Raw genomic sequence first — 25,251 nt, forward strand, 5'->3', positions numbered from 1 at the left:
ATGCAAGATAACGCACTTTTTCCGCCGGGGGGTGCTCTGGTTGTCGGGGCTAGCGGCGGCATCGGCGGGAAGGTCGCTGAAATTCTGGCTGCCGACGGCAGCGATCTGGCGCTGGTCTATAACCGCAAGTCCGAAGCGGCGCAGGCAATTGCCGGCAAGGTTGCGACGCAGGCCAGTGTCCATCGCTGCGATGTTACTGACCAGGCGGCGATTGCTGCTCTCGTTGAGGATGCGGTGGCGGCGCATGGCCGCATCCATACGTTGGTCTGGGCGGCAGGTCCGCTGGTTGACCAGCTTTATCTTGGCGAAACGCCGATGGACAAGTGGCGCAAAGCTTTCGAGGTTGAAGTGCATGGCTTCTTCGCGCTGACAACGGCGCTGCTGCCGCACATGCGGGAAAATGGCGGCGGATCGATTGTTCATCTCGGGTCGGCCGGGCATTTGCGCTGGCCTGACAGGGATGGGCTGTCAGTTGCGCCCAAGGCGTCGAATGAAAGCTGGCTGAAAGGCATCGCCCGCGAAGAAGGGCGGCACGGCATACGCGCCAATTCCGTTTTGGTCGGGGTGATCGATGCGGGCATGTTCCATGAATTGATGGCGCAGGGCGCTTTCCCGCCTGAATGGATTGCCGAAACGCAGAAAATGCTCGCGCTGAAGCGTTGGGGCCAGCCCGAGGAAATCGGCTATGCAGTTAGTTGGCTGGCGTCTTCGCGCGCCGCCTATGTGACCGGACAACAGATCAACGTGTCCGGCGGATTCGGAATTTAAGGAGGAACCATGCCGCTTAACCCCCATGTCGAGGCCCTGTTGCAGTTCATGGCGCAGGCCCCGCAGATCGATTTTGAAACGGCAGTTCCCGACGAAGTTCGGGCGCTGTTTGATAACCCGATGCCGCTTGCCGTCCCGCCGGCGGTTGGCCGGGTCGAAGAAATTTCGATCCCGCTCGATGGCCGGACACTGGATGGGCGGCTTTATGTGCCCGAAGGGGCAGGCGATAATCCGCCCCTGACCCTCTTTTTCCATGGCGGTGGCTGGGTGGTTGGTACGCTGGATACCCATGACGGTACCTGTCGCGCACTGGCGAGCAAAAGCGGTAGTACGATACTCTCGATCGCATACAGGCTTGCACCCGAACATCGCTATCCGGCGGCCGCTGAAGACTGCCATGATGCGTTGGTTTGGGCGGCCGCGAATGCCGCAGACTTGGGCGTCGATGGCGCTCGACTTGCCGTGGCGGGCGATAGCGCCGGCGGCAATCTGGCAGCGGCGGTTGCGATCATGCTGCGCGATCGCGGTGGCCCGGCCTTGCGGCACCAGCTTTTGATCTATCCCGTCACCGACCAGGATTATTCGTCCGCGTCTTATGCTGAAAATGGCAGCGGCGAATATTATCTGAGTGAGGCGGGTATGCGCTGGTTCTGGGGGCATTATCTCGGCGATATTGCGACGGACGCAGCCCCGCTTGCTGCCCTATTACACACCGCTGACCTTTCGGGACTTGCCGCGGCAACGGTGATCACGGCCGAATATGATCCGCTGCGTGATGAAGGCATGGCCTATGCCGAGCGGTTGCAGGCGGCCGGAGTTTCAGTGGATGCAGCGGTTGCTCCCGGTATGATCCATGGCTTTTTCAGCATGTTCGAGGCTGTGCCCGACGCATGGATATGGATTGATCGCGGCGCGGCCAATCTGAAAAAGGCATTTGCATGACCGCCTTTACTGCACCGCAGGAACTGCACGACCTTGCTTTTCGCTATGCACTGGCGGTCGATACGCTGGATCCAGCAATGCTGGCCTCTGCCTTTACGACCAACGGCGTCCTTCGCGGGCATGGCGAAAACCCCATCGAGTTTCGCGGGGCAGAGGGGCTGGCGCGCATGGTCGGCCAGTGTGAGGCGGCTTTCCAGAAAACGATGCACAATGTTTTCAACCAGACGTTTGAGCTTAGCGAGGATGGCACTGTAACCGGCCATACCACCTGCATCGCCAGCCATGTGCTCAACGGCGATGATTGGAAACTGCTCGACATGGCGATGCGCTATCATAATCTTTATGCGCAAGAGGATGGCGTTTGGAAGTTCGCAGAACGACGGCTTGAAGTCGTTTGGGTGGAAACGCGTCCGGTACAGAAATTCACTTCTGCGATGATGGATGCTGATCTGAAGGAGTTCCGGTGATGCATTCGATGGCCGGCAAGGTTGTGATGATTACCGGCGCGGCTTCGGGCATCGGCCGGGCGACGATGGATGCTGTGCATGAGGCAGGCGGCACAGTCGCTGCGGCGGATCGCGCGACCATTACCGATCTTCAACCCGGCGATAGCGCCCATATCCTTGATGTCAGCGATGCCGGTGCGACCGATGCGGCGGTGGCCGACGTGATTGCCCGCCACGGCCGGATCGACGGGCTTGTCACATGCGCTGGTCTGGCCATTGAAGGGGCTGTGACCCAATTTGACCTGGCGCAATGGGAGCGCGCATTAGCGGTCAATTTGACGGGCACGATGTTGAGTTGCAGGTCCGTCCTGCCGCACATGCAAGCGGCTGGTAAGGGCGCAATCGTCACTATCGCCAGCATTTACGGGATGACCGGCTCTCCGGGAAACACGCCCTATAATGTGACCAAGGGTGCCATCCTCCAACTGACGCGCAGCATTGCGTCTGATTATGCTGGCTATGGTGTACGTGTGAATGCCGTCAGCCCGGGCTATATTGAAACACCTATGACGGGCATGCTTGAACATGCAGGGCCGGTGCGCGATGCCTTTATCCGCATGCATTTGATGAACCGACCCGGCCAACCGTCTGAAGTGGCGCGGGTTATTCGCTTTTTACTCTCTGACGAGGCAAGCTTTGTTACCGGCGCCAACATTCCGGTTGACGGCGGCTTTTCTGCCGCGCAGGTGATCCGGGTTTGAAAGGGGCATGATGGGCGACGAATTCATTGCAGACGAAATTGACCGCACGATCGTCGAGCAGTTGCGGCTCAATGGTCGCGCGACCAATCAGCAGATCGCAGATCGGCTGGATCTGACGGCCGCCACGGTTTCGGCGCGCATCCGCCGGATGGAAGATGAAAACAAGCTGCGCGTGGTCGCTGTATCTGATTTTTCGGCGCATGGTTATAATGTGTTGATGGAGATTGCGATCGAAGTCGATGGCCGGCCCGCATCCGAAGTGGCAGCCGAACTGGCCGCCTTTCCGGAAGTGTTCGCGGCGCATCTGGTAACGGGCCGCTATGACATCGACATTCTGGTCGCCTTGCATGATTTCGACGAATTGTCGGATCTCATGCTGAACAAGCTTTCGAAGGTGCGTGGCATTCGCTCCATGAGCCCCGCAATCGCCGTTGATGTCGTGAAGTATAAATTCGATGTCGCGCCGATTGAAGCGAGGGAAACGGTATGAGCGCCCCCGTCATTGACGATCTGGATCGGCAACTGATCGCAATATTGTCGAACGATGCGCGGGTTTCTAACCGCAAGATTGCCGCTGATCTCGGCGTGACCGAAGGTACCGTGCGCGGGCGTATCAAACGGCTGCAGCAGGAAAGGCTGATTGCCTTTACCGCGATCACCAGTTTTGGCCTCGAAAATTCGACCAAGATGGCATTTATCGGTGTGTTGGCCGAAGTTGAAAAGGTGCGCGAAATTGCACAGCAGATCGCCAATCTTTCATCGGTCAATGGCGTGATGATCACCATGGGCCGGTTCAACGTGCTGGCGATCTGCCTGTTCAATGAACTCGACGCGCTGCACGCCGTCGCCTCCGACCAGATTTTGGCCTTGCCCGGCGTACACCATGTCGAAACCTCGATCGCGGTCAAGACGATCAAATATAATGCACGGGTGGTCCGCATCACCGAAGCCGACCATGTCGTCGAGGGCGATGACTGAAATCAAAATGCGTAAAATGCATTGCATGTGATTACGCATAATGCGGTAGTCTAGCTTATCTATTGCCAAGCCTACGCAGTTTAGGCTAGTTATCCTTGCGCGATTCAAGGAGAGGCATGGAGCATGGCAACAACCGCTGATTATGGTTTGGGCGAATTCACCTTCCCGCGGGGGTGGTTCATGGTGGCCACATCTGAGGAAGTGACGACGACGCCCACCGGCGTGCGCTATTTCGGTGAGGAAATGGTGCTGTATCGCGGCCAATCCGGCCGGGTTTTTCTGGTCGAGGCATATTGCCCGCACATGGGCACGCATCTGGCGAAGAACACCACATCCTATGTCGTAAAAGACAAGGAGCATGTTGAGGGCGATAATATCCGCTGCCCCTATCATGGCTGGCGTTTCGGCCCCGATGGTCGCTGCAACGACATTCCCTATTCGCCTTCGCCGCCGCCCAAGGCTGCTTGCCTGAAAAGCTGGAAAGTGGTCGAGCGGGCCGGGGTGATCTGGGCCTGGCATGATGCCGAAGGTGCCGAGCCCGATTATGACGTGCCGCCTTTCGAAGCCTATGGTGCGCCCAATTGGGTCAATTGGAATATCGAATGCCTCGGCGTGCTCAATTCGCACCCGCAGGAAGTGCTCGACAACATGACCGACAAGAGCCATCTCGAACCGGTTCACGGATCGATCGATATGGTGTCGTTCGAGAATGAATTTGATGGCATCGTTTGCCGCCAGATCCTTGCCGCAGGCCATAAGACGCTTGCGGGTTCAGGCGCTGAGCCGATGACCAATGACACTTGGTACACCGGTCCCGGCATTCTTCAGTCGGTGATGATCGGTGAATATCCCTCGCACATGCTGATCGCGCATACGCCGGTCGACGATGGTTCGATCAAGGTCTGGTACGGCCTGATGGTCAAGGTCAAGAATGCCGTTCCAACCGATGAGGATGTCGCGCTCGCCAAGGGCTATGAAGTTGCCGGCATTGAAGCCTTTGCACAGGATTTTGAGATTTGGTCAAACAAGCGGCCTTGCCTCAATCCGATGATGGTCAAGGGCGATGGCCCGTTCGACAAGCTGCGCATCTGGTACAAGCAGTTTTACAATCCGCGTGCGCGCGCCGGTGAATATCAGGCACGGGTAAACGGCCATTACACGACGCGGGGTACAATCTCCGCGCCATGGGATGCGGTTGCGTAAATAGGTTGCGAAACTCAGTTTATATTTCGCATATTCAATATCGAAAAGCAGACGAATGCCATAATGCGTAAAATGAATTGACATTCATTACGCTTTTTGGAATTCACTGATAGGCAAATGAGAGAGCCGTGCTGTCGGGGAAGGTAGTACGGACTAAAGATTAGGGGAGGGCTAAATGAAATCATTCAATCGTGTCGTGTCGGCAACTCTGCTTGCTGGCGTCAGCATGGCTGGCTTCGTTGTTCCGGCATATGCTCAGGATGCCGACGAAGGTAGCAGCGGTCTTGAAGAAATCGTGGTTACCGCGAACAAGCGCGAGGAAAATCTGCAGCAAGCGCCTCTGGCCATTTCCGCTGTCGGTTCCGAGCAGCTTGAATTGCGCGGGCTCTCCGAAGTCAAGGACCTCAGCGCCATTGCGCCAAACGTGTCAATCGTGGGTGGCACCACCAACGCGACTGCCGCCGTTGTTTCGATCCGCGGTATCCCAAGCCCGGCTGACGAAACGCAAGGGTATGATTCGCCGATCGGCCTGTACCAAGATGGCGTTTATCTCGCACGTTCATCGGCCGCGTCTTTCGAGGTTGCGGATATCGAGCGTGTGGAAGTCTTGCGCGGACCGCAGGGTACCTTGTTCGGACGCAATACCACCGGCGGTGCGATCAACTTCATCACGAAAAAGCCTGACAATGAGGCGAGCCTGAAGCTGAAATTGGGCGCTGGCAATTATGGCCAGATGCTTGGTCGCTTCGTTCTCAATTCGGGCGACCTTGGCGGTGCGCGGATGTCGCTCGGTTATTTGCGCCGGGAGCGTAATGGCATCGTCGACAATCTTCTGGAACCAAAAGACAGCCGCGATCCTGGCAGCAGCAAGGTGGATTCGGCCCGTTGGGCAGTTGAAATCGACCTGGCCGACAATATCACCGCTTATAATGTTCTCGACTGGACCCAGATCACCGGTCAGCCGCATTTCCAGCAGTTGGCAGAGGTCGGCATGGGCGTTTTCCGCCCGAATATCTCGTATCAAGGCAATACCTTCGCTCAGGTCAATCCGGCAAATGTTGGCGGATATCTGGCTCAGTCTTCCATTCTAGAGGCTGGCTGCAGCAAGACGGTAACGCGCACGCGTCTATCGCAAATCTGTAACGAATCGGACGGTTTGTCGACCGACCGGATCTGGGGCAACATGTTCCGGATCGAGGCAGAAGCCGATGGCGCTACGCTTCGCACCACCACCGCTTACCGTAGCTGGAAAAACAACATCCGCGGCAGCGACCTTGATGGCCTTGGTTCGCTTCGCGGTGCCCTGTTCAATATCGGTCCGACGAACACGCTGAACGGTTTCCCCGCTGCAATCTTGTCGGGTAACCCGCTTACAGGTTCCGGCCTGGGCTTGCCCGCAGGGACCGCCGCCTTCCTGTCCAGCCAGGCGATTCCGCAGATAACGCAGTCTTTGTTCACCGCAACCAATGCGCGCCAGCAGCATCAGTGGAGCCAGGAAATCGAACTGGTATCGAACGGCGATGGCCCGTTTCAATGGGTTGTGGGCGGGTTCTTCTTCCGTGAAAGCGGCAAGGAACGGAACGTCCAAAGCTTTGGTTTCGTTCTAGATACCAATCAGGCGGTATACAATTCGACCAATTTTGGTGGACTTGCGCCGTTGATCCAAGCCAACAACCCTGCGCGCTTCCGCATCATTCCGCAGGCGTCCATTCTGGACTATAAGGCCGATGGCACGTCGAAGGCGGTATATGGTCAGGCAAGCTATCGTCCCGGTGGAGAGGAAGGCGCCTTGGGCGTCACCTTGGGGCTTCGCTATTCGTGGGATGAGAAGGAAGTTCTCAGAAGACAAAATGGTGCGGCGCCTTACACATCCGGTACCGATAAATCGGTCAACTATGGCAAAAAGAAATTCAGCGCACCGACCGGTCACCTGACGATTGACTATCGCGCGAATGAAGACATCAATCTTTATGCGCGCGCAGCACGTGGCTATCGTTCAGGTGGCTTCAACCTGCGTCAGGCAACAACCCCGTTGCTGCCGCTGACCCCGTTTAACGAGGAAACAATGGACTCGTTCGAATTGGGTGCCAAAACCGAAATCGGTGGACGCATCCGTTTGAACGCTGCGATATTCCACAATGTCTACAAGGACCAGCTGGTTACGGTTCCGGTTCCCATCGTTGGCACGGGCAGCTTTGGTACCATCACGGTCAATGCCGGTAAGACAAATTATACCGGCCTTGAACTTGAAGGGCAGTTCAAGGTTACCGACAATTTCTCGATTGATGGAAATTTCGGTTATATTGATATCAAGGTGAAGAACTTCCCCGGTGCAGACATCACCAACACGCCGCGCAATATTGCCGGTTTGCTGCGTGGTTCAGGCTATGCGCCCAAATATACCGCTGCGATCGCAGGTAATGTTGTTGTTCCGCTATCGGGCGACAGCAAGCTTACCGGGCGTCTTGGCTATAACTACACTGCCAAATACCAGATGTTCGCCAATACGCTTACAGCGCCGTTCTCGGAAACAACCGACGGTGATGCGCGTGGGCTGGTCGATGGCCAGATCCGTATCGATGGCATCAAATTGGGCGGATCCGGTAACGGTTTTGGCCTGACTTTCTGGGGCAAGAATTTGACCAATGAGAAATATGTCACGCGATCGGTCGATTTCGGTCAGTTGGGCTTTGCCGGGGTGATCTTCGGCGATCCCCGTACCTATGGCATGACGCTTGATATCGAATTCTGATCAATAGCATCAGGGAAACAGGGAAGGGCCGGGCGCAAGCCTGGCCCTTTTCTTTTACGGTATGCGTGGCTGTGTGCCGCGCAGGCGACGTCGAGGGGCGTCGCCCTTTGCACAAGCCCAGGCAGCGCTGAGACAAGGTGAAGGAGCCGCAATCCTCGCTGCAGCGGCTTATTGTTGTGCGACGAGGCGGCTCTCTGCGCTTAGTCTTCTAGGCTGATATATTCGCGATTGACGTCGTAGAGCTTCACGCGGCCATCGCCATCATGATCTACCTGCCGAATGGCACCCAAGGCCATCAGCCTTTTCAGATCGCTATTATGCGCCGAAATTGACCTGTTCGTTTTCCGCATAATTGCGAGCGAGGATGTTGGGCCGTTTCTCAAAAGTTCATAAATAATTTTTAATTCATTATGCAGGCACTTTATCTTTTTCTTATTTTCAAGTTCAAAGAGAAATTCTATTTTATCAAGCATAACTTGAATTTCCTGCGCGGATATTATTTGAATATTACAAATTAATGTTTAATATTAAAATATCCATGTATTTTATCACTCGCAATTTAAGATAGCGATAAATATATTTATTTTCTCCCATTTGGCGACGAGACCCTTTTTTTTATTCCTTAAATATAGGGGAAAATTTCAAGGCGGATTGTATAAAATATTCAATTATATATTCAAATTGGTTGCATTTGAAACTGAATTGAATGCAAGTTCGGCATTTATTCGAAATATATTAGTTTTAATCACTTGGGATAATGATGTTAAACTAAGTCATTTTTGAATTTATGATGATCAAGTAAATATGAAGAATAATCGAGTATTTATGAAGTCTTGATCTGGATAGTGAAGATCGCAACATGAAGGCTATTTTTAGGCGAATATTCATGTGCCCCCCTGGGATGGAGCATCCGCAGCCGCTCTCGCGTTCAGATCATGGAATCCCAATCCCGCCGCTCGGTTTTTAGATACTGCGGCAAACAAATGGCCAACGACCGCAGAAGAGGCTGGATCGTACCAACGATCCGGTCAGCATAAAAGTACAGCGAACCCTACCCGACCTTGCAGCCCCTCCCTAGGGGCTGTTTGTTGTGCGGATCAGCCTTGGCGGATTCGTTCGTGGTGGCGGATGACTTCGTTGATGATGAAGCGCAGGAATTTCTCGGTGAAGTCGGGATCGAGATCAGCTTCCTTGGCCAATTGCCGCAGCCGCTCGATCTGCCGTTCTTCTCGGCCGGGATCTGCGGGGGGCAGGCTGGTGCTCGCCTTATATTCGCCCACGGCCTGCGTGATCTTGAAGCGCTCAGCGAGCATGAACACAAGGGCGGCATCGATATTGTCGATGCTTTGGCGGTAACGGTTCAGGATTTCATCAGCCATCGTAATCTATCCATGCCGCCTGCTTCAGCGTCCGACAAGCGCTTTTCAACCTTTTGCACTTGCGCGCGCGGTTGCCGCTTGGCAGGGCAAGCCGGATGACGGCTTCAATTCACCAGATCGGCGGCAATCGCGCGCCTTCGCTGCAACCGATGCTCAATCTTGTCGCGCCGGGGATGAACCGGGTGAATGCCGTGATCCTCGATCGGATGCAGTCCGAAATTCCTTTGATCCCCGAATTGGCCGGACATCTGATCGCCGGCGGCGGAAAGCGGATGCGGCCGATGCTTACGCTCGCCTGTGCGTCGTTGCTCGACTATCCGGGCGAACGCCACCACAAGCTGGCTGCTGCGGTTGAATTCATCCACACCGCAACGCTGCTGCATGATGATGTCGTTGACGGCAGCGAGATGCGTCGCGGCAAGACCGCCGCAAACCTGATTTTTGGCAATCCGGCCGCGGTACTTGTTGGCGACTTCCTGTTCAGCCGCTCTTTCGAACTGATGGTAGAGGATGGATCGCTCAAGGTATTGAAGATCCTTTCCAGCACATCGGCGATCATCGCCGAGGGCGAAGTCAACCAGTTGACCGCGCAGCGCCAGATTGCGACTGGCGAGGAAAAATATCTCGACATTATCGGCGCAAAAACTGCGGCGCTATTCGCGGCTGCTTGCCGGATTGCCGCCGTGGTTGCCGAACGGCCGGAAGCGGATGAACTGGCGCTTGATAGCTATGGCCGCAATCTGGGTATTGCATTTCAGTTGGTCGATGATGCGATCGACTATGTCTCTGACGGCGTGACAATGGGCAAGGATATTGGCGACGATTTCCGCGACGGTAAAGTAACCCTGCCGGTCATTCTCGCGCACAGTCGCGGGACAGCTGAGGAAAAGGATTTCTGGCGCAATGCTATGCTCGGCCACCGCGTCAGCGATGCCGATCTTGCCCATGCAACGGCCCTGCTGCGCCAGCATAATGCGATTGACGATACGCTGGAACGGGCGCGCCATTATGGCCAGCGTGCCATCGACGCACTCGGCCCCTTTGCTGGCGGCGCTGCCAAAGACGCGCTGGTCGAGGCTGTGGAGTTTGCCATCGCCCGCGCCTATTAGAGGCTGCGATGACGACGCCTCAATCCGAACAGGACAGGCTCTGAGGCGTGTGACCCTTCCTGTCGAAGCTGTTCTGTCGCAATTAAAGGCCGCGCTTGCCGCTGGCCCCAATGCCGTGCTGATCGCGCCGCCGGGTGCGGGTAAGACAACAATGGTGGCGTCAGCCTTGCTCGAAGAGGCTTGGTGCGACGGCCAAATCCTGCTGCTCTCACCACGCCGGCTTGCCGCAAGGGCTGCCGCAGAACGTATCGCAGAGCTTTCGGGCGAAGCGGTTGGCGGACTGGTCGGCTACGCAACGCGCATGGACAGCAAATTGTCGGCGCGTACCCGCATATTGGTGCTGACCGAAGGCATTTTCCGCAACCGCATACAGGATGATCCTGAACTGACGGGTATTTCTGCCGTGCTGTTTGACGAGGTGCATGAGCGCAGCCTTGACAGCGATTTTGGCCTTGCTTTGGCGCTGGACGTGCAGGCGGGATTGCGGTCTGACCTGCGGCTGGTGGCGATGTCGGCGACGCTTGACGGCAGCCGCTTTGCCAAATTGATGGATGCGCCGCTGATCGAAAGCAAGGGGCGTTCGCATCCGTTGACGTTGCGTCATGTTGGTCGCCGGGCCGAGGCGCGGATTGAGGATGAAATGGCGTCCGCTATTCGCCGTGCACTGGCCGAGGAAGCCGAGGGCGATCTGCTCGCTTTCCTCCCCGGTGTGGCCGAGATCGAACGCACCGCAGAGCGGCTGACAGGGATTGCAGCGGACATCCACCGCCTGCACGGCAGCCTAGATCCCGCTGAGCAGCGCGCCGCGATCCGCAAGGGTGCAGGCCGCAAGGTGATCTTGGCGACCTCAATTGCCGAAACCAGTCTGACGATCGACGGTGTGCGCATTGTTGTCGATAGCGGGCTTGCCCGTCGCGCGCGCTATGATCGTGCCGCAGGTTCGACCCGTCTTGTCACTGAACGGGCGAGCCAGGCCGCCGCCACCCAGCGTGCCGGCCGTGCCGCGCGCCAAGGACCGGGCATTGCCTATCGCCTGTGGGAAGAGGCCGCGACTGCCGGCCTGCCGCCCTTTGATCCACCCGAGATTATGGAGGCGGACCTTTCGCCATTGCTGCTCGATTGCGCGCTATGGGGCGTTACTGATCCAGCGTCGCTGCATTGGCTGGATGCCCCGCCAAAGGCCGCGCTCGCTGAGGCCCGCGAACGCCTGTCCAGTCTCGGCGCTCTTGATGAAGGCGGCCGGCCCACCGGGCATGGCCGTGCGATCGCAAAACTGCCCCTGCCGCCGCGTCTTGCCCATATGTTGGTGGCGGCAGCCCAAATGGGGCTTGGCGAACTGGCCGCGCAGGTCGCTATGCTCTTGTCCGAACGGGGGCTTGGCGGTGACGACACCGATCTGGAAAGGCGGCTGGAGCGCTGGCATCGTGATCGCGGCAAACGCGCCGATGCAGCAAAGGGCTTGGCGCGCAAATGGGCGAAACAGGTGGCCGCTGGCTCCGGGGATGGGCGGGTCGGGGCGATGGTCGCGCTCGCTTACCCAGAACGGATCGCCAAACGTCGCGATGCATCGGGCGAATATTGGCAAAGCGTCGGGGGCAGGGGCTATAGGCTCGATCCTGCACATGCGTTGGCCCGCGCAGAATGGCTGGCTGTTGCCGACATTCAGGGCGCTGCATCTGGCGCGCGCATCCTGTCTGCCGCACAGATCGATTTTGCCGAGATTGAGGCGCTTTTTGGCGACCGCATCATCAGCGGCGCGCATGTGACCTTTGATCCGGCGACAGGCGGTGTGCGTACGACAAGCGGTCGACGACTGGGCGCGATCACCTTGTCCAAGGGGCAAGATGCAAAGGCTGACCCAGCCGATATCGTCGCGGCATTGCTGGAAGGGGTGCGCGATCATGGCCTCGCACTGCTCCCCTGGACCGATGCCGCGATCCGTTTGCGCGAACGTGCCTTATGGGCGGGGGTGGATGGCCTCGGCGATGCGGATTTGCTCGACAGCCTCGAACTCTGGCTTGCGCCGTTGCTGAACGGTAAGCGCCGGTTGGCAGATGTTGATGCCGGCGCGCTTTATAACGCGTTGCTTGGGATTGTCGGATGGGACGGGCAGCAGCAGGTCGAACGGCTGGCCCCTGCGCATTTCACTTCGCCTGCGGGCACGACCCATGCCATCGATTATGCCGCAGAGGCGGGGCCGACGGTCGAATTGCGGGTGCAGGCGCTGTTCGGATTATCCGAACATCCGTTGATCGGTGCAAAGCGGACCCCGCTTGTCCTTTCGCTGACCTCGCCTGCCGGGCGGCCGATCCAAACGACGCGCGACCTGCCCGGTTTCTGGAAAGGCAGTTGGGCCGATGTCGCGAAAGACATGCGCGGCCGCTATCCTAGGCATCATTGGCCCGATGATCCTGCCGCCGCCGCCGCGAGTTTGAAGACGAAGAAGAAGCAGGGGCTGTGAAGGGGCTTGATCCACGCCTGCAAATAAGGGAAAGGCGCAGTCATGACTCAGGCACGCATCATCCAGAAATCGAAAAATGCCATGCAGTCGGGCCGTGCCGGCTCCGGCGAATGGGCGCTCGAATATAATCCGGCGGATGCACAGCGTCCCGATCCGTTGATGGGTTGGGCAGGGTCTGCGGATACGCGCCGGCAATTGAACCTCAAGTTCAAATCGCTCGATGCGGCCAAGGCCTATGCCGAGAAAAACGGAATCAGCTACACGGTGATCCCGGCAGCGCCCAAGGTGCTGAAGCTGCAGGCCTATGCTGACAATTTCAGATAAGCTGGCTGCCCAATAGCAGCAAAAGCCGCACGTCTATGCCGCAGCCATCTGCGCGTTTGTCGTCCAAAAACTGCTGTAGATCGGCGATACGCACGCGGTGGGGGGTAATGCCTTCGTCGTCTACGCCGCCGCCATCACCAACCTTTTGCAGGCCAGTGGCGCGCACCAGGGTGAAACTTTCGCTGACCATCCCAGGCGAGGAATAATATTCGCCCAAGCTTTCCAGTCGGGCGGCGCGATAGCCGGTTTCTTCTTCCAGTTCGCGGCCGGCGGCAACCAGGGGATCTTCGCCCTCGGTCTCGTCGCCGATCAACCCCGCGGGCAATTCAATGCAGTTACGGCCCAGCGGCACACGATATTGTTCGACCAGCAGCACATGATCATCTTCGACTGCGACAATCACCGCCGCCTTGATGCCGCGCGCGCGGCCGACATATTCCCACCGACCTTTGCGCTTGGCGGTGACGAATTTGCCCTGCCAGACAATTTCTTCGGGTAAGTCGCTGTCAGCCATCAGATTTCGATCAGCCTGTCGGGTAATTCATTGGGATTTTCGCTGCCCTTGGGGAAATGTTCAGCAAGCACACCGCCCATTTGGCGGACCGCCTCTGCCATGCCCTCGCCGGGTCTGCCCTCGCGGACATGATCTACCAGGGCGATCATCGCGTCGCCCCAGATTTCGGGCGCGACCTTGCCGGCAATGGCTGCGTCGGCGACGATTTCGGCCCGGTGCTCACGCATCGACAGATAGAGGAGGACGCCGGTGCGGCCGGTCGTCTTGCTTTCGGTGCCGACCCGGAACAGCTCAATGGCCCGTGCGCGTACGCGGCGCATTTTGATATGTTTGGGCGTCAGGGCGAGGCGGAGCGGCGTCCATTGCATCAAGGCCCAACTGCCAAGCCACTTGCCACCCAGAAAGAGGAAGAGCAGTGCCAGATATTCGCTGGCCGTCCAGTCATGGTCCCATCCGCCGAACAGACCATGGAGCAAGCCCAGATAGAAATCGGGCATGAAGGCGATGACCGAAAGGGCCAGAAATGTAATGACGCTGGCCCAGACTAGCGCTGCATCGTCATAATCATCGGACATGTCGGACACGATGGTGACGATCTCGCCGCTTGTATGCTGTTCGGCCTCCGCCACTGCGGCGCTTACAAGCCGGTGGTCGTCTTCGCTGACATGGCTGATCTTGCGGATTGCCATCATTTATTCCTTACCATCCGCCCGACGCGCCGCCGCCGCCGGATATGCCGCCGCCAAAGCCTCCAAAGCCGCCGCCTCCAAAACCGCCGCCGCCGCCCCATGAAGAGCGTGACGAACCGCCCCAATCCGAACCGCCGCCCCAGATGATCACAGGCCCGCCCCAATGATCGCGCCGCTTGCCGCGATATTTGCGCCCGCCGCGCGATAGGGAACCAATAAGAGGAAAGACGAAGAAGAAGAGGATGAACAACCAGAACAGCACCATGCCCCATCCGCTGGCACCGCGCCTGTCTGATCCGCCTTGCTTGGCTGCACGTTCGGCGGCTGCAGCCACGGCCAGCGCATCAGTGGGTTCGCGTTTCAGCTGAGCGATGACTGCGTCGGTCGCCTGATCGATGCCGCCGCCGAAATTGCCCTCCTTGAAGCGGGGGATCATCTGCTGGTCGATTATGCGACCAGCCAGTGCATCGGGTAAAACCGCCTCGGAACCAAGGCCAACCTCGATCCGCGTGCGTCGTTCATTGGGCGCGACAAGGATCAGCGCGCCTTCATCCTTTTCAGCATCGCCAATGCCCCATGTTTCGTAAAGTTCGACCGCATATTCCTCGATCACGCGATCATCGAGCGAGGGCACAGTCGCCACGATCAGCGTCTTGCCCGTTTCCTTGCTCAACGCACGCAATTTCGCGTCGATTCCGGCTTCCACCGTATCGGGAATGATCGCTGCCCCGTCATAGACCGGCCCTGCCGGACGGTCGGGCAGCTTTGCATGCGCCATGCTCCCCGCAAGAAGCGCAACCGCAAGCGTGAGGGCGGCCAATAGCCTGTTCATGATTGGGTTGCCTGCTGCTCCATCTGGCCTAGAACTTCACTTCAGGCGCTTTTTCTGCACCAGCCGCGGCGCGGAAGGGCGTCATGGGTTTGGCACCATGGATGACCTTTGCGCCGATGATGTCGGGAAAGGTCCGGATCGTTGTGTTATATTGCTGCACCGCCTCATTATAACGCATGCGGGCGGTGTTGATCCGGTTTTCGGTGCCGGCCAGTTCGATATTCAGATCTTTGAAACCCTGCTGGCTCTGTAACTGCGGATAGGCCTCCACGACGGTGCGGAGTTGACCCAAGGCCTGGGTCAGCTGGTTCTGCCCTTCCTCAAATTTGCGGAAGGTTTCAGGATCGGACAGATCGTCGGTCGTGATGTTAATCGATGTTGCGCGCGAACGTGCCTCGGTCACCTGCGTCAATATCTGCGTTTCGGATGCAGCAGCGGCCTTGACCGTCGCAACCAGATTGGGGACGAGATCGGCGCGACGTTGATAGGCGCTCTCAACATTAGCCCATTTGGCCTTGGCATTTTCTTCGGCAGTAGGAACGCTGTTGATTCCGCAGCCCGACAGCGAAACCGCCGCAATAGGCACCAGCAGAAACTTGGCATAATCGGAACGCATAAGCTGAACTCCTTCCCCGCAGGACAATGTGTATTGTCTACATAGGGCAGTGCGTTGGGCAATTCAATCGCTGCAAAAATTTACACGTCATTACATCGACTTGCGGTCGAATGCGCGTAACCTTCCAATTCTCGAGGTGGATTATAGGGAGAATTAGCATGTTCAAGGAATTTGGAGCCTTTGTAGCACGCGGGAATGTGCTCGATCTTGCAGTAGGTGTTTTGATTGGTGCGGCATTCGGGACAATTGTTGCCTCGTTGACCGACGATATGATTATGCCCTTCATCTCGCTGCTGACTGGCGGCGGCGTCGATTTTTCGAATATGTTTGTCGTTTTGGCCGGGACAGCCGCTGATGGAGCTTCGCTGGAAGAAGCCCGCAAGACGGCGACGGTGCTTGCCTATGGCAGTTTCATTACCAAGTTGATCAATTTCCTGATCCTTGCCTTCATCATCTTTCTGATCGTGCGCAAGGCAAATGGCTTCTTTGCGAAAATGGCACCGCCCGCCGGGCCGAGCGAAGTCGATCTGCTCACTGAAATCCGGGATGCGTTGAAGAAATAGCGCGTAGCGATTAAACCGGTGACATGACCGCACCGGAGCATGACAGAGGCCGCCATCTCGTCCGGCAGATCAATTTGCCGGGTTCGAAGGGCGGCCTTTTTGCCAGCATGCAGGTGAAGCTGTCGGCCCGCTTCATCAACGCCATCCTCGCCCGCATTGATGCGGGGTTGCAGGACGGTGCCATTGAGGGTCATCTGCCTGACGGGACGAAGCGGTTGCTCGGTAACCGCCGTCCGGGGCCCCAAGCGATCGTTCATGTCCATAGCTGGCGGGCGCTATTGCGGCTGGTCCGAGGCGGTTCGATCGGCTGGTATGAGGGTTGGGCCGCGGGCGAATGGAGCAGCCCCGATCTTGTGCCGATATTCGATCTGTTTATGCGCAACCGCGTTGCGCTGGGCGCGGTAGGTCGCGCGTCGGGGCTTGCCAAACTTGCCGGGCGCTTGGCGCAATGGCTACGCCGCAACACAAAGGCGAAGGCGCGCGATAATGTTGGCGCGCATTATGATCTGGGCAATGATTTCTACGCGGCCTGGCTCGATCCTACGATGACCTATTCTAGCGCGGTGTTTGGCGCGCCGACCCCGCAGGGCGCATCATTGGAGGCAGCACAGCGACGCAAGATCGATCTTGTCCTTGACCGGCTAGATCTCAAACCGGGTGACCGGTTGCTGGAGATTGGCTGCGGCTGGGGCGGTCTTGCAGAGGTAGCGCTGGCACGTGCCGACATTGTCTATCATGGCATCAGCCTCTCGCCCGAGCAGATTCGCTTCGCCAAGGAGCGGCTGGCGGACAAGCGGCATTGGGCGGTCAGCCTCACTGACTATCGCGATATGGGCGACCAATATGATGCCATTGCCAGCGTCGAAATGGTGGAGGCGGTGGGGCAGGAATATTGGCCCGCCTATCTGGATTGCATTGCCCGTTGCCTGAAACCGGGCGGGCGGGCGGCGCTGCAATATATCCGCATCGAGGATGATATTTTCGATCAATATGCGAGCGGACAGGATTTCATCCAGCGCTATATCTTCCCGGGCGGTATGCTGCTCTCTGAAAGCCGCTTCCGTGCGCTGGCCGAAGCGCGGGGACTCGCTTGGCATAATCAGGTCGATTATGGTCTGCATTATGCCGAAACACTGAAGCAATGGCGCATCCGTTTCGATGCTGCGGCGGCACAGCGACAATTGCCTGCCGGTTTCGATGCGAATTTCGTTGCGCTCTGGCAATTTTACCTGATGTATTGCGAAGGCGGATTTCGCGGCGGCGGCATCAATGTCGCGCAGGTAACGCTGGTGAAGAGTTAGGGAGAGGAAAATCATGAAGAAATGGATCGTCGGGCTGCTGCTCGTGATCGCGGCAGCGGGCGGGATCGGCTGGTTCAGCATGGACAAGGACATGCGCAGCCTTGCCGCAAATCTGCCCACCGATCGCAATGTCCTCTTCTGGTCAATCGCCCAGCGCGACGCGGCATTCCGCGCGATGGACCGGCTTCCGGTCTTGGCAAAGGCGAACATCATCGATGCCGGCGACAGCGTTTATCCGCTACCCAAGGGCGCGCCGCTCTCGATCGATGTCGATGCCTATATGAAGGCACAGCGCACGGCCGGCCTTGTGATCGTGCAGGATGGCAAAATCCGGCTTGAAAAATATGGCCTCGATTTTGATGGCAATGGCAAATGGACGAGCTTCTCTGTCGCCAAATCCTTCACTTCGACATTGGTCGGAGCAGCGATCAAGGACGGTTATATCAAGAGCCTGGATGACAAGGTGACGGTATATATCCCCGAAATGAAGGGGTCGGCCTATGACGATGTGACGGTCGCGCAATTGCTGACCATGACATCGGGGATCAAATGGAATGAGGATTATGAAGATCCCAAGTCCGATGTTGCGCTCTTCAACGAACATAAGCCCGAGCCCGGGATCGACACTACGGTCAGCTATATGCGCAAATTGCCGCGTGAAGCTCCGGCCGGCAGCAAATGGGTTTACAAGACCGGCGAGACAAACCTGATCGGGGTGCTGGTTAGCAAGGCGACCGGCAAGACGCTCTCCGCCTATCTGACGGAAAAGGTCTGGATACCTTTTGGCATGGAGCAGGATGCAAGCTGGTTGCTGGGTTCTACCGGAGCTGAAATCAGCGGTTGCTGCCTGCAGGCGTCGACCCGCGATTATGCCCGCTTTGGGCAGTTCATCCTCGGCGGTGGCATGGCGGGCGGCAAGGCAGTGCTGCCTGAAGGCTGGATTGCCCGGGCAACGACCAAGCAGGCCGATATCGGCAATCCGGGCAGGGGCTATGGCTTTCAGTGGTGGACCTATGATGACGGCAGCTATGCCGCGCAGGGCATTTTCGGGCAGGGCATCTTCATCGATCCAAAGCGGCGGTTGGTGATCGCTTCGAACAGCAACTGGCCGCGCGCGAGTGATCCCGTAGCGGGGCCTGCGCGCGAGGAATTCTACAAAAAGGTACGTGCGGCGATCGACGCCGAAACAGCAAAGGGTAGCAAATGAGCGGGAAGACAGCTTGGATAACCGGGGCATCGTCAGGCATTGGCGAGGCGCTGGCAAAGGAATGGCTGGCCCGTGGCGGGCATTGCGTGCTTTCAGGCCGCAATGTTGCCGCGCTGGAGGCGGTGGCATCGGTTGCACCCGATCGTTGTCTGGTGCTGCCGTTTGAGAGCACCGATTATAGCGCAATACCGGCGCTGGTTGATCAAGCAGTGGCCTTTGCTGGTGGCGTTGACGTGCTGGTCAATAATGCCGGGATTTCGCAACGCTCGCTCGCTGTCGATACCGCATTTCCTGTCTATCAGAAGATTGTTGACGTCGATTTGCTCGCGCCGATCGCGCTGACGCAGGCGCTATTGCCGCATATGGTCGCACGCGGATCGGGGCATGTCGTGATGATTTCCAGCGTTGCCGGCAAGGTTGGTTCGCCGATGCGCACGGCCTATAGTGCGGCAAAGCACGGGCTGATTGGCTATGCAGACGCGCTGCGGGCTGAAACCGACGGGCTGGGACTGCGCGTGCTGGTGGTGACGCCGGGTTCGGTGCGGACCGGCGTTTCAAAAAATGCACTCACCGCCGATGGCTCGACCCGTGGCGTCAGCGATCACGCGATCGAAAATGGCTATCCGCCGGAGGTCGCTGCGCAGCGGATCTGGGACGCGATGGACGCAGGGACGCGCGAATTGCTGATCGCAGAGGGGATGGAGGCTGCCATTGTCGACCTGCGCGCAAAGGAACCTGAAAAACTGTTCAACATGATGGCTGCTTCCGTTGCGGCCGGCTATGCGCAGAAAATGGCGGCAGAGAACAACTGATCAGTCGCGCGCCGCCCGCAAGGCGGCGCCGGCGGCGAAGGGCGACAATGCGGTGATCGCAAGGCTGGTGGCGGCGAGCAATTCCATTGCCGCGCCCGGATTGGGATCGAGCGTCCCGGCGCCGAAGATCAGGATAGGTATCGCAAGCGGAACCAGCAGCAATCCGCCAAGCGCGGACGCCCCATTCAACCCTGCGGTCAGCGCGGCAATCGTTACGCCAAGGCCGGCAAAGGCGGGAAGCGCAAGCGCAAGGCCGAGCACCAGAGTGCCTGCCTGCGCGTCTGGTACGCCGAGCAAGGCGATGGCAATCGGCGTCGTCAATAGCAAGGGCAGGCCGAAACCGGTGATATGCCCTGCGATCTTGGCGGCCGCGATCCATTCATCGGCCCATCCGCGCAGATATAGTTGGTCGAGCACACCCGCCTGACGATCAGGCAGGACAAGGCGTTCAATCGGCAACAGGCTGGCAAGCAGCGCGGCGATCCACAATATGCTGCCGCCAACGCGTGCGAGCAATGCCTTGTCCGGGCCCGCTGCAAAGGGGAAGAGTGTCGCCACGGCGAGGTAGAAGACAATCGGCAGCCAAAGGCCACCGCCCGTCCATGCAAGCCGCACGTCCCGCCATGCGATCGCCAGAAAACCGTTCATGCGATCTCCTCGCGCGCACGATCGAGCAGGATGCTGCGGCTGATATTCACGGTTGGCGCAATATGCGATGCGACAAGCGCGATCCCGCCGGCGTCGACATGTTTGCTGAGCGCGGTATCGAGCCGTGCAACATTGGCTTGGTCGAGGCCGTTATAGGGTTCGTCCAAAAGCCAGATTGGCGCCTGTGAAGCCAGCAGCCTTGCCAGCGCGCCGCGCTTTTTCTGGCCGGTGGAAAGCAGGCGCATCGGTAGGTCGCTGAGCTTTATAAGGTCGAGCGTTTCGAGTGCTGCCTCGAGACGGGCAGGGGCGATGCCATCAAGGCGCGTCCAGAACTTGATCGCATCTTCAAGGCTCTGATCGAGATCCAAGGCAAGATTGTCGTCGCACAGCGCGATCGCGCCCTCGATTACCATTGTTCCGGAAACAACTGGCAAAAGACCCGATAATGCCCGAAAGAGCGTCGATTTTCCGCTGCCATTTGCCCCGCGCACCCAGATCATTTCGCCTGCGCCGACGTCGAGGCTGAAATCGCGCAGCACCAGACGCCCGCCGCGCCACAAAGCGATGCGGGATAAAGAAAGGGCTGGTGTTACGGCTTGACCGCGCTGCATTGGCCGACATAGGCACGGCCTGCGCAAAAAGCAAAGACAGGAGAGTAGGATGAGTGTCCGCGAATTGGACGAAGGCGAACGCATAGCGGCACTGGCGGCATTGCCACTCTGGACTTATGACGCCGATGCCCGCGGTATCCGCCGCAGTTTTCGCTTTGCCGATTTTGCCGAAGCATTTGCTTTCATGTCGCGCGTGGCCATCCTCGCCGAAAAGGCCGACCATCATCCCGAATGGTTTAACGTCTACAATCGTGTCGAAATTCTGCTGACAACCCACGATGCCGGCGGCCTATCCAAACGCGACATCGCGCTGGCCAGCACAATCGAGGGGTTTGCCTGAAAAGGGCCGCTCCCCGACCGGGGGCCGGGGAGGCCAGATTCAGTTTTTGACGATCGATTCGATGCCCGCCATTGCGCCCATTTGGCGGCGCAAACGCCCGGGGAACCAGCGCGCGGCAAAGGCGAGTTGCTTTGCGGTCTTATTCACTGTGGTGTGCACCTTGTCGCCATGCACCGCTTCCCATGCCGCGGGGCCGATGATCGAAACCGGGCTAACTGGAATGCCTGCCTCTTCCAGCTTTTCCTTGCCGGTCTGGTTGGTGCCAGGCTGCACCGCACCGATGATATTGGTGTCAATAAATCCAGGCATTAGCGAGCGTGACTTGATGCCCATCGGTCGCCATTCAATGTCATGCGCCTCGGTCAGCCCGCGCACGGCAAATTTTGTCGCGCTGTAAACGCTCAGGCCGGCCGCGCCGTAAATCCCTGCAGCCGAACTGGTGTTGAGCACGCAGCTGCCCGATTTGAGATAGGGGAAGCCTGCGCGGATACCGTTGATCACCCCTGTCAGGTTGATCGCAATCATCCGGTCGATATCCGCGTCCTCCATATCCTGGATCGCGCCACCCGTGCCAACGCCCGCATTGTTGAACAACACGTCGATCGTGCCGCCGCAATGCGGCGCAAAATCGGCGAGTGCGGCTTTCCATTGCGCGCGGTCGGTCACGTCGAGTTTGTGGATCGACCATTGACCGGCGGGCAGCATGGCCGCGGTTTCCTTCAGGCCCGCCTCATTCACATCGGCCAACCCGATGAACCAGCCGCGTTCGGCAAAATAGCGTGAAATTTCACGCCCCAATCCCGATGCAGCACCGGTGACGAAGATGCTCTTGCGATTTGCAGCCATGCCGCGACTCTCCCTTTTATTTTCAATATTGTCAGCACAGCAATTCGCTCGCGTGGTCAAGCCCCTCTTGCAGCGCGGCGGGCGCGGCGATAATCGGGAACCGATCATGCCATTTGCCCGCCACCTCTCCGCCTTATTGTTTGCGCTTCTGCTTGCCTTCCTGCCTGCACATGCCCATGCACAGGTCGTTGCGACCTTTTACAGCCATGATTTTGGGGATCATTTCCCTCATGCTTTCATAAAGTTGAAGGGTAAAATTGAGTCATCAGGTGAGGTTGTTGACACCAATTATGGCTTCACTGCGGTCACGGTTTCACCGGCAATATTGATGGGTTCGGTCAAGGGGATGATCGAGACCAAGGACGCCAAATATGTCGGCAAAAGCAATGCGCATTTTTCGCTCCAGCTAAGTGATGACGAGTATCGCAAGTTGATCGATCATGTCGAAAAATGGCGCAACATGGGCGGGAAGAGCTATAATCTGAACAAGCGCAACTGCGTGCATTTCGTGATGGAAGCTGCGGCGTTGCTCGGGCTTTCAGTCAATCGCAACAGCAAGTTTTTCAAGAAGCCGAAATCCTTCCTGTTCGAAGTGATGCGGCTGAATCCAAGGTTGAAACTGTAAAGCGGAGATCTTGGCGATCGGTTCAGAGCGCCTCAAATCCCGTCGCATAATAGTGCCAGGTAAAGATCGCTGCCGCGCCGCGATGGGGTCGCCAGCCCTCAGCCAGCGCGCGCGTGGGCTTTTCCGTCGGCCGCGTTTCCATGGCAAGGATGCGTTTGACCCCTTCCTGCACGGCAAGGTCGCCTGCGGGCCAGATATCGGGACGGCCTTCTGCAAAGAGTAAGTAGATCTCTGCTGACCAGCGCCCGATCCCCTTTACCTGTGTCAGATAGGCAATCGCCTCCTCATCATCTTGGGGGAGAGAATCGAGCGGCAATGCGCCCGTCACCACCAGTTCGGCCAGACTGCGCGCATAGCCTTGTTTCTGCCGACTGAGGCCACAGGCACGCAACGCATCATAATCCTGTTCAAGCAGGGTTTCCGGGGCGCATTCCGGGCCAAGTTGTGCCTGCAGCTTTGCCCACATCGATGCTGCTGCGGCAACACTGACCTGCTGGCCGACAATCGTCCGCAGCAGCGTTGTGTAGCCCCGTTCGCGTATACGCGGTTCGGGATAGCCTGTCTGCTCCAGCGCCCGGGCAAAGCCCTTTTCCCGGGCTGCCAGGGCGTCGAGGGACTCCTTGATCTGTGCTGCTGTAAGCCCCATCAGTCCATTTTCAGCAACGCCATTGGCGGACCATAGGTTTTGGGGCCAATATCCCAGCGCAGCACCTGAAGGCCGCCTTCATTTGCCGGACCTTCATCAGTATTATTGGCAAGGATGCGGGCGTTGGTGCGGATGGTGAAGCTGCCCTTCACCTCGACCGGCTCGAACTTGTTGTTTGAACCGCCCATGCCGGGGATTATCCCGCCGCCTGCGCCCATCAACGACATCAAAGAAACATCGGCGTCATTGTGAAAGGTCGGCGCCTCGATGCGAACGCGGCCATTATCCCAGCGGGTGATGTGGATCATCGGGTTGCCCAGCGCATAACGCGGGATCACCGGAAAAGCGAAATCATCGGCAAGCCTGCCCTTGGTCGCGTAATCGATCAGGAACACGCCATTGCCCTGATGCTCGACCTTGTTCCACGCTGCCAGACGCTCGACTTCCTTGGTGAAACGCTCGATTGTCTTCGGGTCGCTTGGATCGATCCCGCCCAGCATGGCGGCGAACATTTTTTTGGCCGCTTCTTTATCTTTCTTGTTCTTGGCCTGCTGTTCGTCCCATTCCTTCTTCTGCTGCTCGACCTCTGCCGGCGTGCAATCGCGTTCCTCAAAATCCTCGCTCGCGGCCTCGACTGTAGCAATTGCGGCATCTTCGGACACGCTTTCGGAGCCGTCGGTCGTTCCGCTATCTGTTTGAGACGATTTTGAAGCTGCCGTGCCGCTATCATCGCCGCCAATCTCGGCGATCCCGGCCGCAGCGGTGGCAGTATCGGCCTCTGCCTTCTGCTTGGCCTTTGCCTTGCGGTCGTCCTTCGCCTTTTTGGTTTCGTCGGGCAGTTCGCCGTAACAGGATGCTGTAAACTCGGTCTGGGTGGCGTCAGCCTCCAGCGTGTCGTTGATCAGATTGGCAAGCCCGACCAGCTGAATCTGGCCCTTATAGGTAAAGGCAAATTGCCCATCGGCCATGACGTTCAATTCGGAATCGAACTGGCCGGGCAGCAAAAGGCAGCCCGACAGACTCATCGGTGCGATGATCGCAAGACCCAGTGCGGCGAATTTCTTTGCTTGCATGTCAGCCTCCTTTGGGTTGGCGCAGCGTCGCGGCGGCATAAAGTGCCACAGCTGCTGCGTTGGAAACATTCAGGCTCTCCATCCGGTCACTGATGGGCAGCTTTGCCAGTGCGTCGCAATGCTCGGCGACATTATGCCGCATACCTTCGCCTTCCGCACCCAGCACCAGCGCGTTGCGGCGCGGAGATAGCGCCTTGTCGAGGGTCATGTCGGCATGGCCGGTTAGTCCGATCCGCCAATAGCCATGGTCGGCAATTTCTTCCAATGCGCGCGACAGGTTGACGACGCGGATCCACGGCATGGTTTCCAACGCGCCGGAGGCCGCCTTGGCGAGTACGCCCGATTCCGGCGGTGCATGACGATCCTGCGTGACCACCGCGATCGCATCAAAGGCCGCGGCCGAACGGAAAATCGCGCCGACATTATGTGGATCGGTGACCTGGTCGAGGATCAACAAGGGGCGGTCATCATCCTCATGCCCTTCGAGCACGTCAGAAAGCCATACATCTTCAAGCGGCGCGACCTCGGCGACGATGCCCTGATGGGGCGCATCGCGCGGAACGAAGCGTGCCAGATCGGTAACGTCGCAATATTGGATCGGCATTGCCGACGGGACATCCATCTGCGCAAGAGCCTCCCGCGTGCCCCAAATTTTGATGACCCGCCTTTCAGGATTGGCAATGGCGGCAAGCACGGCGTGGCGTCCCCAGAATTTTGGATTGCCGTTCAATTGGGCCGCTCCGCGGCGGCGATGACTTTTATGTGAGCTCATCAAGCCGCTATTCCATCTCGGCCATTGACAGGC

29 protein-coding genes are annotated in these 25,251 nt (G+C 58.1%); 17 read left to right on the plus strand and 12 right to left on the minus strand.

The features are described from left to right. From RSE16_07925 to RSE16_07960, 8 genes are all read left to right on the plus strand, one after another. Positions 1-768, plus strand: a complete 768-nt coding sequence (locus RSE16_07925; protein ID WRH74666.1) for an SDR family oxidoreductase — start codon at positions 1-3, stop codon at positions 766-768. A gap of 9 nt (positions 769-777) precedes the next feature. Beyond that, complete coding sequence (locus tag RSE16_07930; protein WRH74667.1) at positions 778-1,710, plus strand: alpha/beta hydrolase; 933 nt, start codon at positions 778-780, stop codon at positions 1,708-1,710. Continuing rightward, positions 1,707-2,177, plus strand: a complete 471-nt coding sequence (locus RSE16_07935) for a nuclear transport factor 2 family protein (GenBank protein ID WRH74668.1) — start codon at positions 1,707-1,709, stop codon at positions 2,175-2,177. Before RSE16_07930 ends, RSE16_07935 begins: the two co-directional genes overlap by 4 nt. Continuing rightward, positions 2,177-2,917 (plus strand): SDR family NAD(P)-dependent oxidoreductase, encoded by a 741-nt coding sequence (locus tag RSE16_07940; GenBank protein WRH77320.1) that lies wholly within the window; start codon positions 2,177-2,179, stop codon positions 2,915-2,917. The genes RSE16_07935 and RSE16_07940 overlap by 1 nt, the downstream gene beginning before the upstream one ends. 7 nt (positions 2,918-2,924) lie before the next feature. Then, positions 2,925-3,407 carry an Lrp/AsnC family transcriptional regulator gene (locus RSE16_07945; GenBank protein ID WRH74669.1) on the plus strand — a complete coding sequence of 161 codons (483 nt, stop codon included), beginning with the start codon at positions 2,925-2,927 and terminating at the stop codon, positions 3,405-3,407. Next, positions 3,404-3,895, plus strand: a complete 492-nt coding sequence (locus RSE16_07950; GenBank protein WRH74670.1) for an Lrp/AsnC family transcriptional regulator — start codon at positions 3,404-3,406, stop codon at positions 3,893-3,895. The genes RSE16_07945 and RSE16_07950 overlap by 4 nt, the downstream gene beginning before the upstream one ends. Before the next feature lie 123 nt (positions 3,896-4,018). Next, positions 4,019-5,098 (plus strand): Rieske 2Fe-2S domain-containing protein, encoded by a 1,080-nt coding sequence (locus tag RSE16_07955; protein WRH74671.1) that lies wholly within the window; start codon positions 4,019-4,021, stop codon positions 5,096-5,098. Positions 5,099-5,273: 175 nt separating this feature from the next. Then, positions 5,274-7,850 (plus strand): TonB-dependent receptor, encoded by a 2,577-nt coding sequence (locus RSE16_07960; protein ID WRH74672.1) that lies wholly within the window; start codon positions 5,274-5,276, stop codon positions 7,848-7,850. Between the two features lie 200 nt (positions 7,851-8,050). On the opposite strand, the gene RSE16_07965 is transcribed toward RSE16_07960, so the two are convergent. Both RSE16_07965 and RSE16_07970 read right to left on the minus strand, forming a co-directional pair. Next, positions 8,051-8,323 (minus strand): hypothetical protein, encoded by a 273-nt coding sequence (locus RSE16_07965; protein ID WRH74673.1) that lies wholly within the window; start codon positions 8,321-8,323, stop codon positions 8,051-8,053. 624 nt (positions 8,324-8,947) lie between these two features. Then, on the minus strand, positions 8,948-9,229 hold the full coding sequence (locus RSE16_07970) for a chorismate mutase (protein ID WRH74674.1): 282 nt from the start codon (positions 9,227-9,229) through the stop codon (positions 8,948-8,950). Positions 9,230-9,324: 95 nt separating this feature from the next. Here RSE16_07970 and RSE16_07975 point away from each other — a divergent pair, with 95 nt between their 5' ends. From RSE16_07975 to RSE16_07985, 3 genes are read left to right on the plus strand one after another with little or no spacing between them, the layout of a single operon-like run. Continuing rightward, a complete protein-coding gene (locus RSE16_07975) occupies positions 9,325-10,338 on the plus strand; it encodes a polyprenyl synthetase family protein (protein ID WRH74675.1) in 1,014 nt (337 codons plus the stop codon). A gap of 49 nt (positions 10,339-10,387) precedes the next feature. Beyond that, entirely contained in the window at positions 10,388-12,799 is a 2,412-nt protein-coding gene (gene hrpB / locus RSE16_07980; GenBank protein WRH74676.1) for an ATP-dependent helicase HrpB, read from the plus strand. A 42-nt stretch (positions 12,800-12,841) separates the two neighbouring features. Then, positions 12,842-13,123, plus strand: coding sequence for an ETC complex I subunit (locus tag RSE16_07985; GenBank protein ID WRH74677.1), 282 nt, complete (start codon positions 12,842-12,844; stop codon positions 13,121-13,123). Here the strand turns inward: RSE16_07985 and RSE16_07990 are convergent. Genes RSE16_07990 through RSE16_08005 form a run of 4 tightly spaced genes read right to left on the minus strand, consistent with a single transcriptional unit; the run spans position 13,116 to position 15,774 of the window. Beyond that, entirely contained in the window at positions 13,116-13,637 is a 522-nt protein-coding gene (locus tag RSE16_07990) for an NUDIX hydrolase (GenBank protein WRH74678.1), read from the minus strand. The genes RSE16_07985 and RSE16_07990 overlap by 8 nt on opposite strands. Then, positions 13,637-14,320, minus strand: coding sequence for a hypothetical protein (locus RSE16_07995; protein ID WRH77321.1), 684 nt, complete (start codon positions 14,318-14,320; stop codon positions 13,637-13,639). Before RSE16_07995 ends, RSE16_07990 begins: the two co-directional genes overlap by 1 nt. A 16-nt stretch (positions 14,321-14,336) precedes the next feature. Then, entirely contained in the window at positions 14,337-15,158 is an 822-nt protein-coding gene (locus tag RSE16_08000; GenBank protein WRH74679.1) for a TPM domain-containing protein, read from the minus strand. Positions 15,159-15,186: 28 nt separating this feature from the next. Then, positions 15,187-15,774, minus strand: a complete 588-nt coding sequence (locus RSE16_08005) for a LemA family protein (GenBank protein ID WRH74680.1) — start codon at positions 15,772-15,774, stop codon at positions 15,187-15,189. A gap of 158 nt (positions 15,775-15,932) precedes the next feature. On the opposite strand from RSE16_08005, the gene mscL reads away from it, so the two are divergent. The 4 genes from mscL (at position 15,933) to RSE16_08025 (ending at position 19,657) form a co-directional block, all read left to right on the plus strand. Next, positions 15,933-16,337, plus strand: a complete 405-nt coding sequence (gene mscL / locus RSE16_08010) for a large conductance mechanosensitive channel protein MscL (protein ID WRH74681.1) — start codon at positions 15,933-15,935, stop codon at positions 16,335-16,337. Positions 16,338-16,444: 107 nt separating this feature from the next. Further along, positions 16,445-17,638: a cyclopropane-fatty-acyl-phospholipid synthase family protein gene (locus RSE16_08015; GenBank protein WRH77322.1), complete on the plus strand. Its 1,194-nt coding sequence runs from the start codon at positions 16,445-16,447 to the stop codon at positions 17,636-17,638. 13 nt (positions 17,639-17,651) lie between these two features. Further along, complete coding sequence (locus RSE16_08020; protein WRH74682.1) at positions 17,652-18,845, plus strand: serine hydrolase; 1,194 nt, start codon at positions 17,652-17,654, stop codon at positions 18,843-18,845. Then, a complete protein-coding gene (locus RSE16_08025) occupies positions 18,842-19,657 on the plus strand; it encodes an SDR family NAD(P)-dependent oxidoreductase (GenBank protein WRH74683.1) in 816 nt (271 codons plus the stop codon). The genes RSE16_08020 and RSE16_08025 overlap by 4 nt, the downstream gene beginning before the upstream one ends. Here the strand turns inward: RSE16_08025 and RSE16_08030 are convergent, their stop codons facing one another. After that, a complete protein-coding gene (locus RSE16_08030) occupies positions 19,658-20,305 on the minus strand; it encodes a heme exporter protein CcmB (protein WRH74684.1) in 648 nt (215 codons plus the stop codon). Continuing rightward, positions 20,302-20,916: a heme ABC exporter ATP-binding protein CcmA gene (gene ccmA / locus RSE16_08035; GenBank protein WRH74685.1), complete on the minus strand. Its 615-nt coding sequence runs from the start codon at positions 20,914-20,916 to the stop codon at positions 20,302-20,304. Before ccmA ends, RSE16_08030 begins: the two co-directional genes overlap by 4 nt. A gap of 49 nt (positions 20,917-20,965) precedes the next feature. Between ccmA and RSE16_08040 the strand changes: the two genes are divergently transcribed. Continuing rightward, a complete protein-coding gene (locus tag RSE16_08040) occupies positions 20,966-21,256 on the plus strand; it encodes a 4a-hydroxytetrahydrobiopterin dehydratase (GenBank protein WRH74686.1) in 291 nt (96 codons plus the stop codon). Positions 21,257-21,295: 39 nt separating this feature from the next. On the opposite strand, the gene RSE16_08045 is transcribed toward RSE16_08040, so the two are convergent. Further along, the gene (locus RSE16_08045) at positions 21,296-22,102 is read right to left on the minus strand and encodes an SDR family oxidoreductase (GenBank protein ID WRH74687.1); all 807 of its coding nucleotides are present in this window, start codon (positions 22,100-22,102) and stop codon (positions 21,296-21,298) included. Between the two features lie 52 nt (positions 22,103-22,154). Between RSE16_08045 and RSE16_08050 the strand changes: the two genes are divergently transcribed. Next, positions 22,155-22,727, plus strand: a complete 573-nt coding sequence (locus RSE16_08050) for a hypothetical protein (GenBank protein ID WRH74688.1) — start codon at positions 22,155-22,157, stop codon at positions 22,725-22,727. A 22-nt stretch (positions 22,728-22,749) separates the two neighbouring features. On the opposite strand, the gene RSE16_08055 is transcribed toward RSE16_08050, so the two are convergent. Genes RSE16_08055 through rlmB form a run of 3 tightly spaced genes read right to left on the minus strand, consistent with a single transcriptional unit; the run spans position 22,750 to position 25,218 of the window. Next, positions 22,750-23,373, minus strand: a complete 624-nt coding sequence (locus RSE16_08055) for a DNA-3-methyladenine glycosylase 2 family protein (GenBank protein WRH74689.1) — start codon at positions 23,371-23,373, stop codon at positions 22,750-22,752. Then, positions 23,373-24,446, minus strand: a complete 1,074-nt coding sequence (locus tag RSE16_08060) for a hypothetical protein (protein ID WRH74690.1) — start codon at positions 24,444-24,446, stop codon at positions 23,373-23,375. The genes RSE16_08055 and RSE16_08060 overlap by 1 nt, the downstream gene beginning before the upstream one ends. A gap of 1 nt (position 24,447) precedes the next feature. Then, a complete protein-coding gene (rlmB, locus tag RSE16_08065) occupies positions 24,448-25,218 on the minus strand; it encodes a 23S rRNA (guanosine(2251)-2'-O)-methyltransferase RlmB (GenBank protein ID WRH74691.1) in 771 nt (256 codons plus the stop codon). Positions 25,219-25,251 lie beyond the last annotated feature (33 nt).

Source organism: Sphingobium sp. (genome assembly GCA_035196065.1).
GTDB classification, from domain to species: Bacteria; Pseudomonadota; Alphaproteobacteria; order Sphingomonadales; family Sphingomonadaceae; genus Sphingorhabdus_B; species Sphingorhabdus_B rara.

Coding starts and splice junctions, on each gene's coding strand:
- RSE16_07925 (WRH74666.1), top strand. CDS start 1: ATGCAAGATAACGCACTTTTTCCGCCGGGGGGTGCTCTGGTTGTCGGG.
- RSE16_07930 (WRH74667.1), top strand. CDS start 778: ATGCCGCTTAACCCCCATGTCGAGGCCCTGTTGCAGTTCATGGCGCAG.
- RSE16_07935 (WRH74668.1), top strand. CDS start 1,707: ATGACCGCCTTTACTGCACCGCAGGAACTGCACGACCTTGCTTTTCGC.
- RSE16_07940 (WRH77320.1), top strand. CDS start 2,177: ATGCATTCGATGGCCGGCAAGGTTGTGATGATTACCGGCGCGGCTTCG.
- RSE16_07945 (WRH74669.1), top strand. CDS start 2,925: ATGATGGGCGACGAATTCATTGCAGACGAAATTGACCGCACGATCGTC.
- RSE16_07950 (WRH74670.1), top strand. CDS start 3,404: ATGAGCGCCCCCGTCATTGACGATCTGGATCGGCAACTGATCGCAATA.
- RSE16_07955 (WRH74671.1), top strand. CDS start 4,019: ATGGCAACAACCGCTGATTATGGTTTGGGCGAATTCACCTTCCCGCGG.
- RSE16_07960 (WRH74672.1), top strand. CDS start 5,274: ATGAAATCATTCAATCGTGTCGTGTCGGCAACTCTGCTTGCTGGCGTC.
- RSE16_07965 (WRH74673.1), bottom strand. CDS start 8,323: ATGCTTGATAAAATAGAATTTCTCTTTGAACTTGAAAATAAGAAAAAG.
- RSE16_07970 (WRH74674.1), bottom strand. CDS start 9,229: ATGGCTGATGAAATCCTGAACCGTTACCGCCAAAGCATCGACAATATC.
- RSE16_07975 (WRH74675.1), top strand. CDS start 9,325: ATGACGGCTTCAATTCACCAGATCGGCGGCAATCGCGCGCCTTCGCTG.
- RSE16_07985 (WRH74677.1), top strand. CDS start 12,842: ATGACTCAGGCACGCATCATCCAGAAATCGAAAAATGCCATGCAGTCG.
- RSE16_07990 (WRH74678.1), bottom strand. CDS start 13,637: ATGGCTGACAGCGACTTACCCGAAGAAATTGTCTGGCAGGGCAAATTC.
- RSE16_08000 (WRH74679.1), bottom strand. CDS start 15,158: ATGAACAGGCTATTGGCCGCCCTCACGCTTGCGGTTGCGCTTCTTGCG.
- RSE16_08005 (WRH74680.1), bottom strand. CDS start 15,774: ATGCGTTCCGATTATGCCAAGTTTCTGCTGGTGCCTATTGCGGCGGTT.
- mscL (WRH74681.1), top strand. CDS start 15,933: ATGTTCAAGGAATTTGGAGCCTTTGTAGCACGCGGGAATGTGCTCGAT.
- RSE16_08015 (WRH77322.1), top strand. CDS start 16,445: ATGCAGGTGAAGCTGTCGGCCCGCTTCATCAACGCCATCCTCGCCCGC.
- RSE16_08020 (WRH74682.1), top strand. CDS start 17,652: ATGAAGAAATGGATCGTCGGGCTGCTGCTCGTGATCGCGGCAGCGGGC.
- RSE16_08025 (WRH74683.1), top strand. CDS start 18,842: ATGAGCGGGAAGACAGCTTGGATAACCGGGGCATCGTCAGGCATTGGC.
- RSE16_08030 (WRH74684.1), bottom strand. CDS start 20,305: ATGAACGGTTTTCTGGCGATCGCATGGCGGGACGTGCGGCTTGCATGG.
- ccmA (WRH74685.1), bottom strand. CDS start 20,916: ATGCAGCGCGGTCAAGCCGTAACACCAGCCCTTTCTTTATCCCGCATC.
- RSE16_08040 (WRH74686.1), top strand. CDS start 20,966: ATGAGTGTCCGCGAATTGGACGAAGGCGAACGCATAGCGGCACTGGCG.
- RSE16_08045 (WRH74687.1), bottom strand. CDS start 22,102: ATGGCTGCAAATCGCAAGAGCATCTTCGTCACCGGTGCTGCATCGGGA.
- RSE16_08055 (WRH74689.1), bottom strand. CDS start 23,373: ATGGGGCTTACAGCAGCACAGATCAAGGAGTCCCTCGACGCCCTGGCA.
- RSE16_08060 (WRH74690.1), bottom strand. CDS start 24,446: ATGCAAGCAAAGAAATTCGCCGCACTGGGTCTTGCGATCATCGCACCG.
- rlmB (WRH74691.1), bottom strand. CDS start 25,218: ATGAGCTCACATAAAAGTCATCGCCGCCGCGGAGCGGCCCAATTGAAC.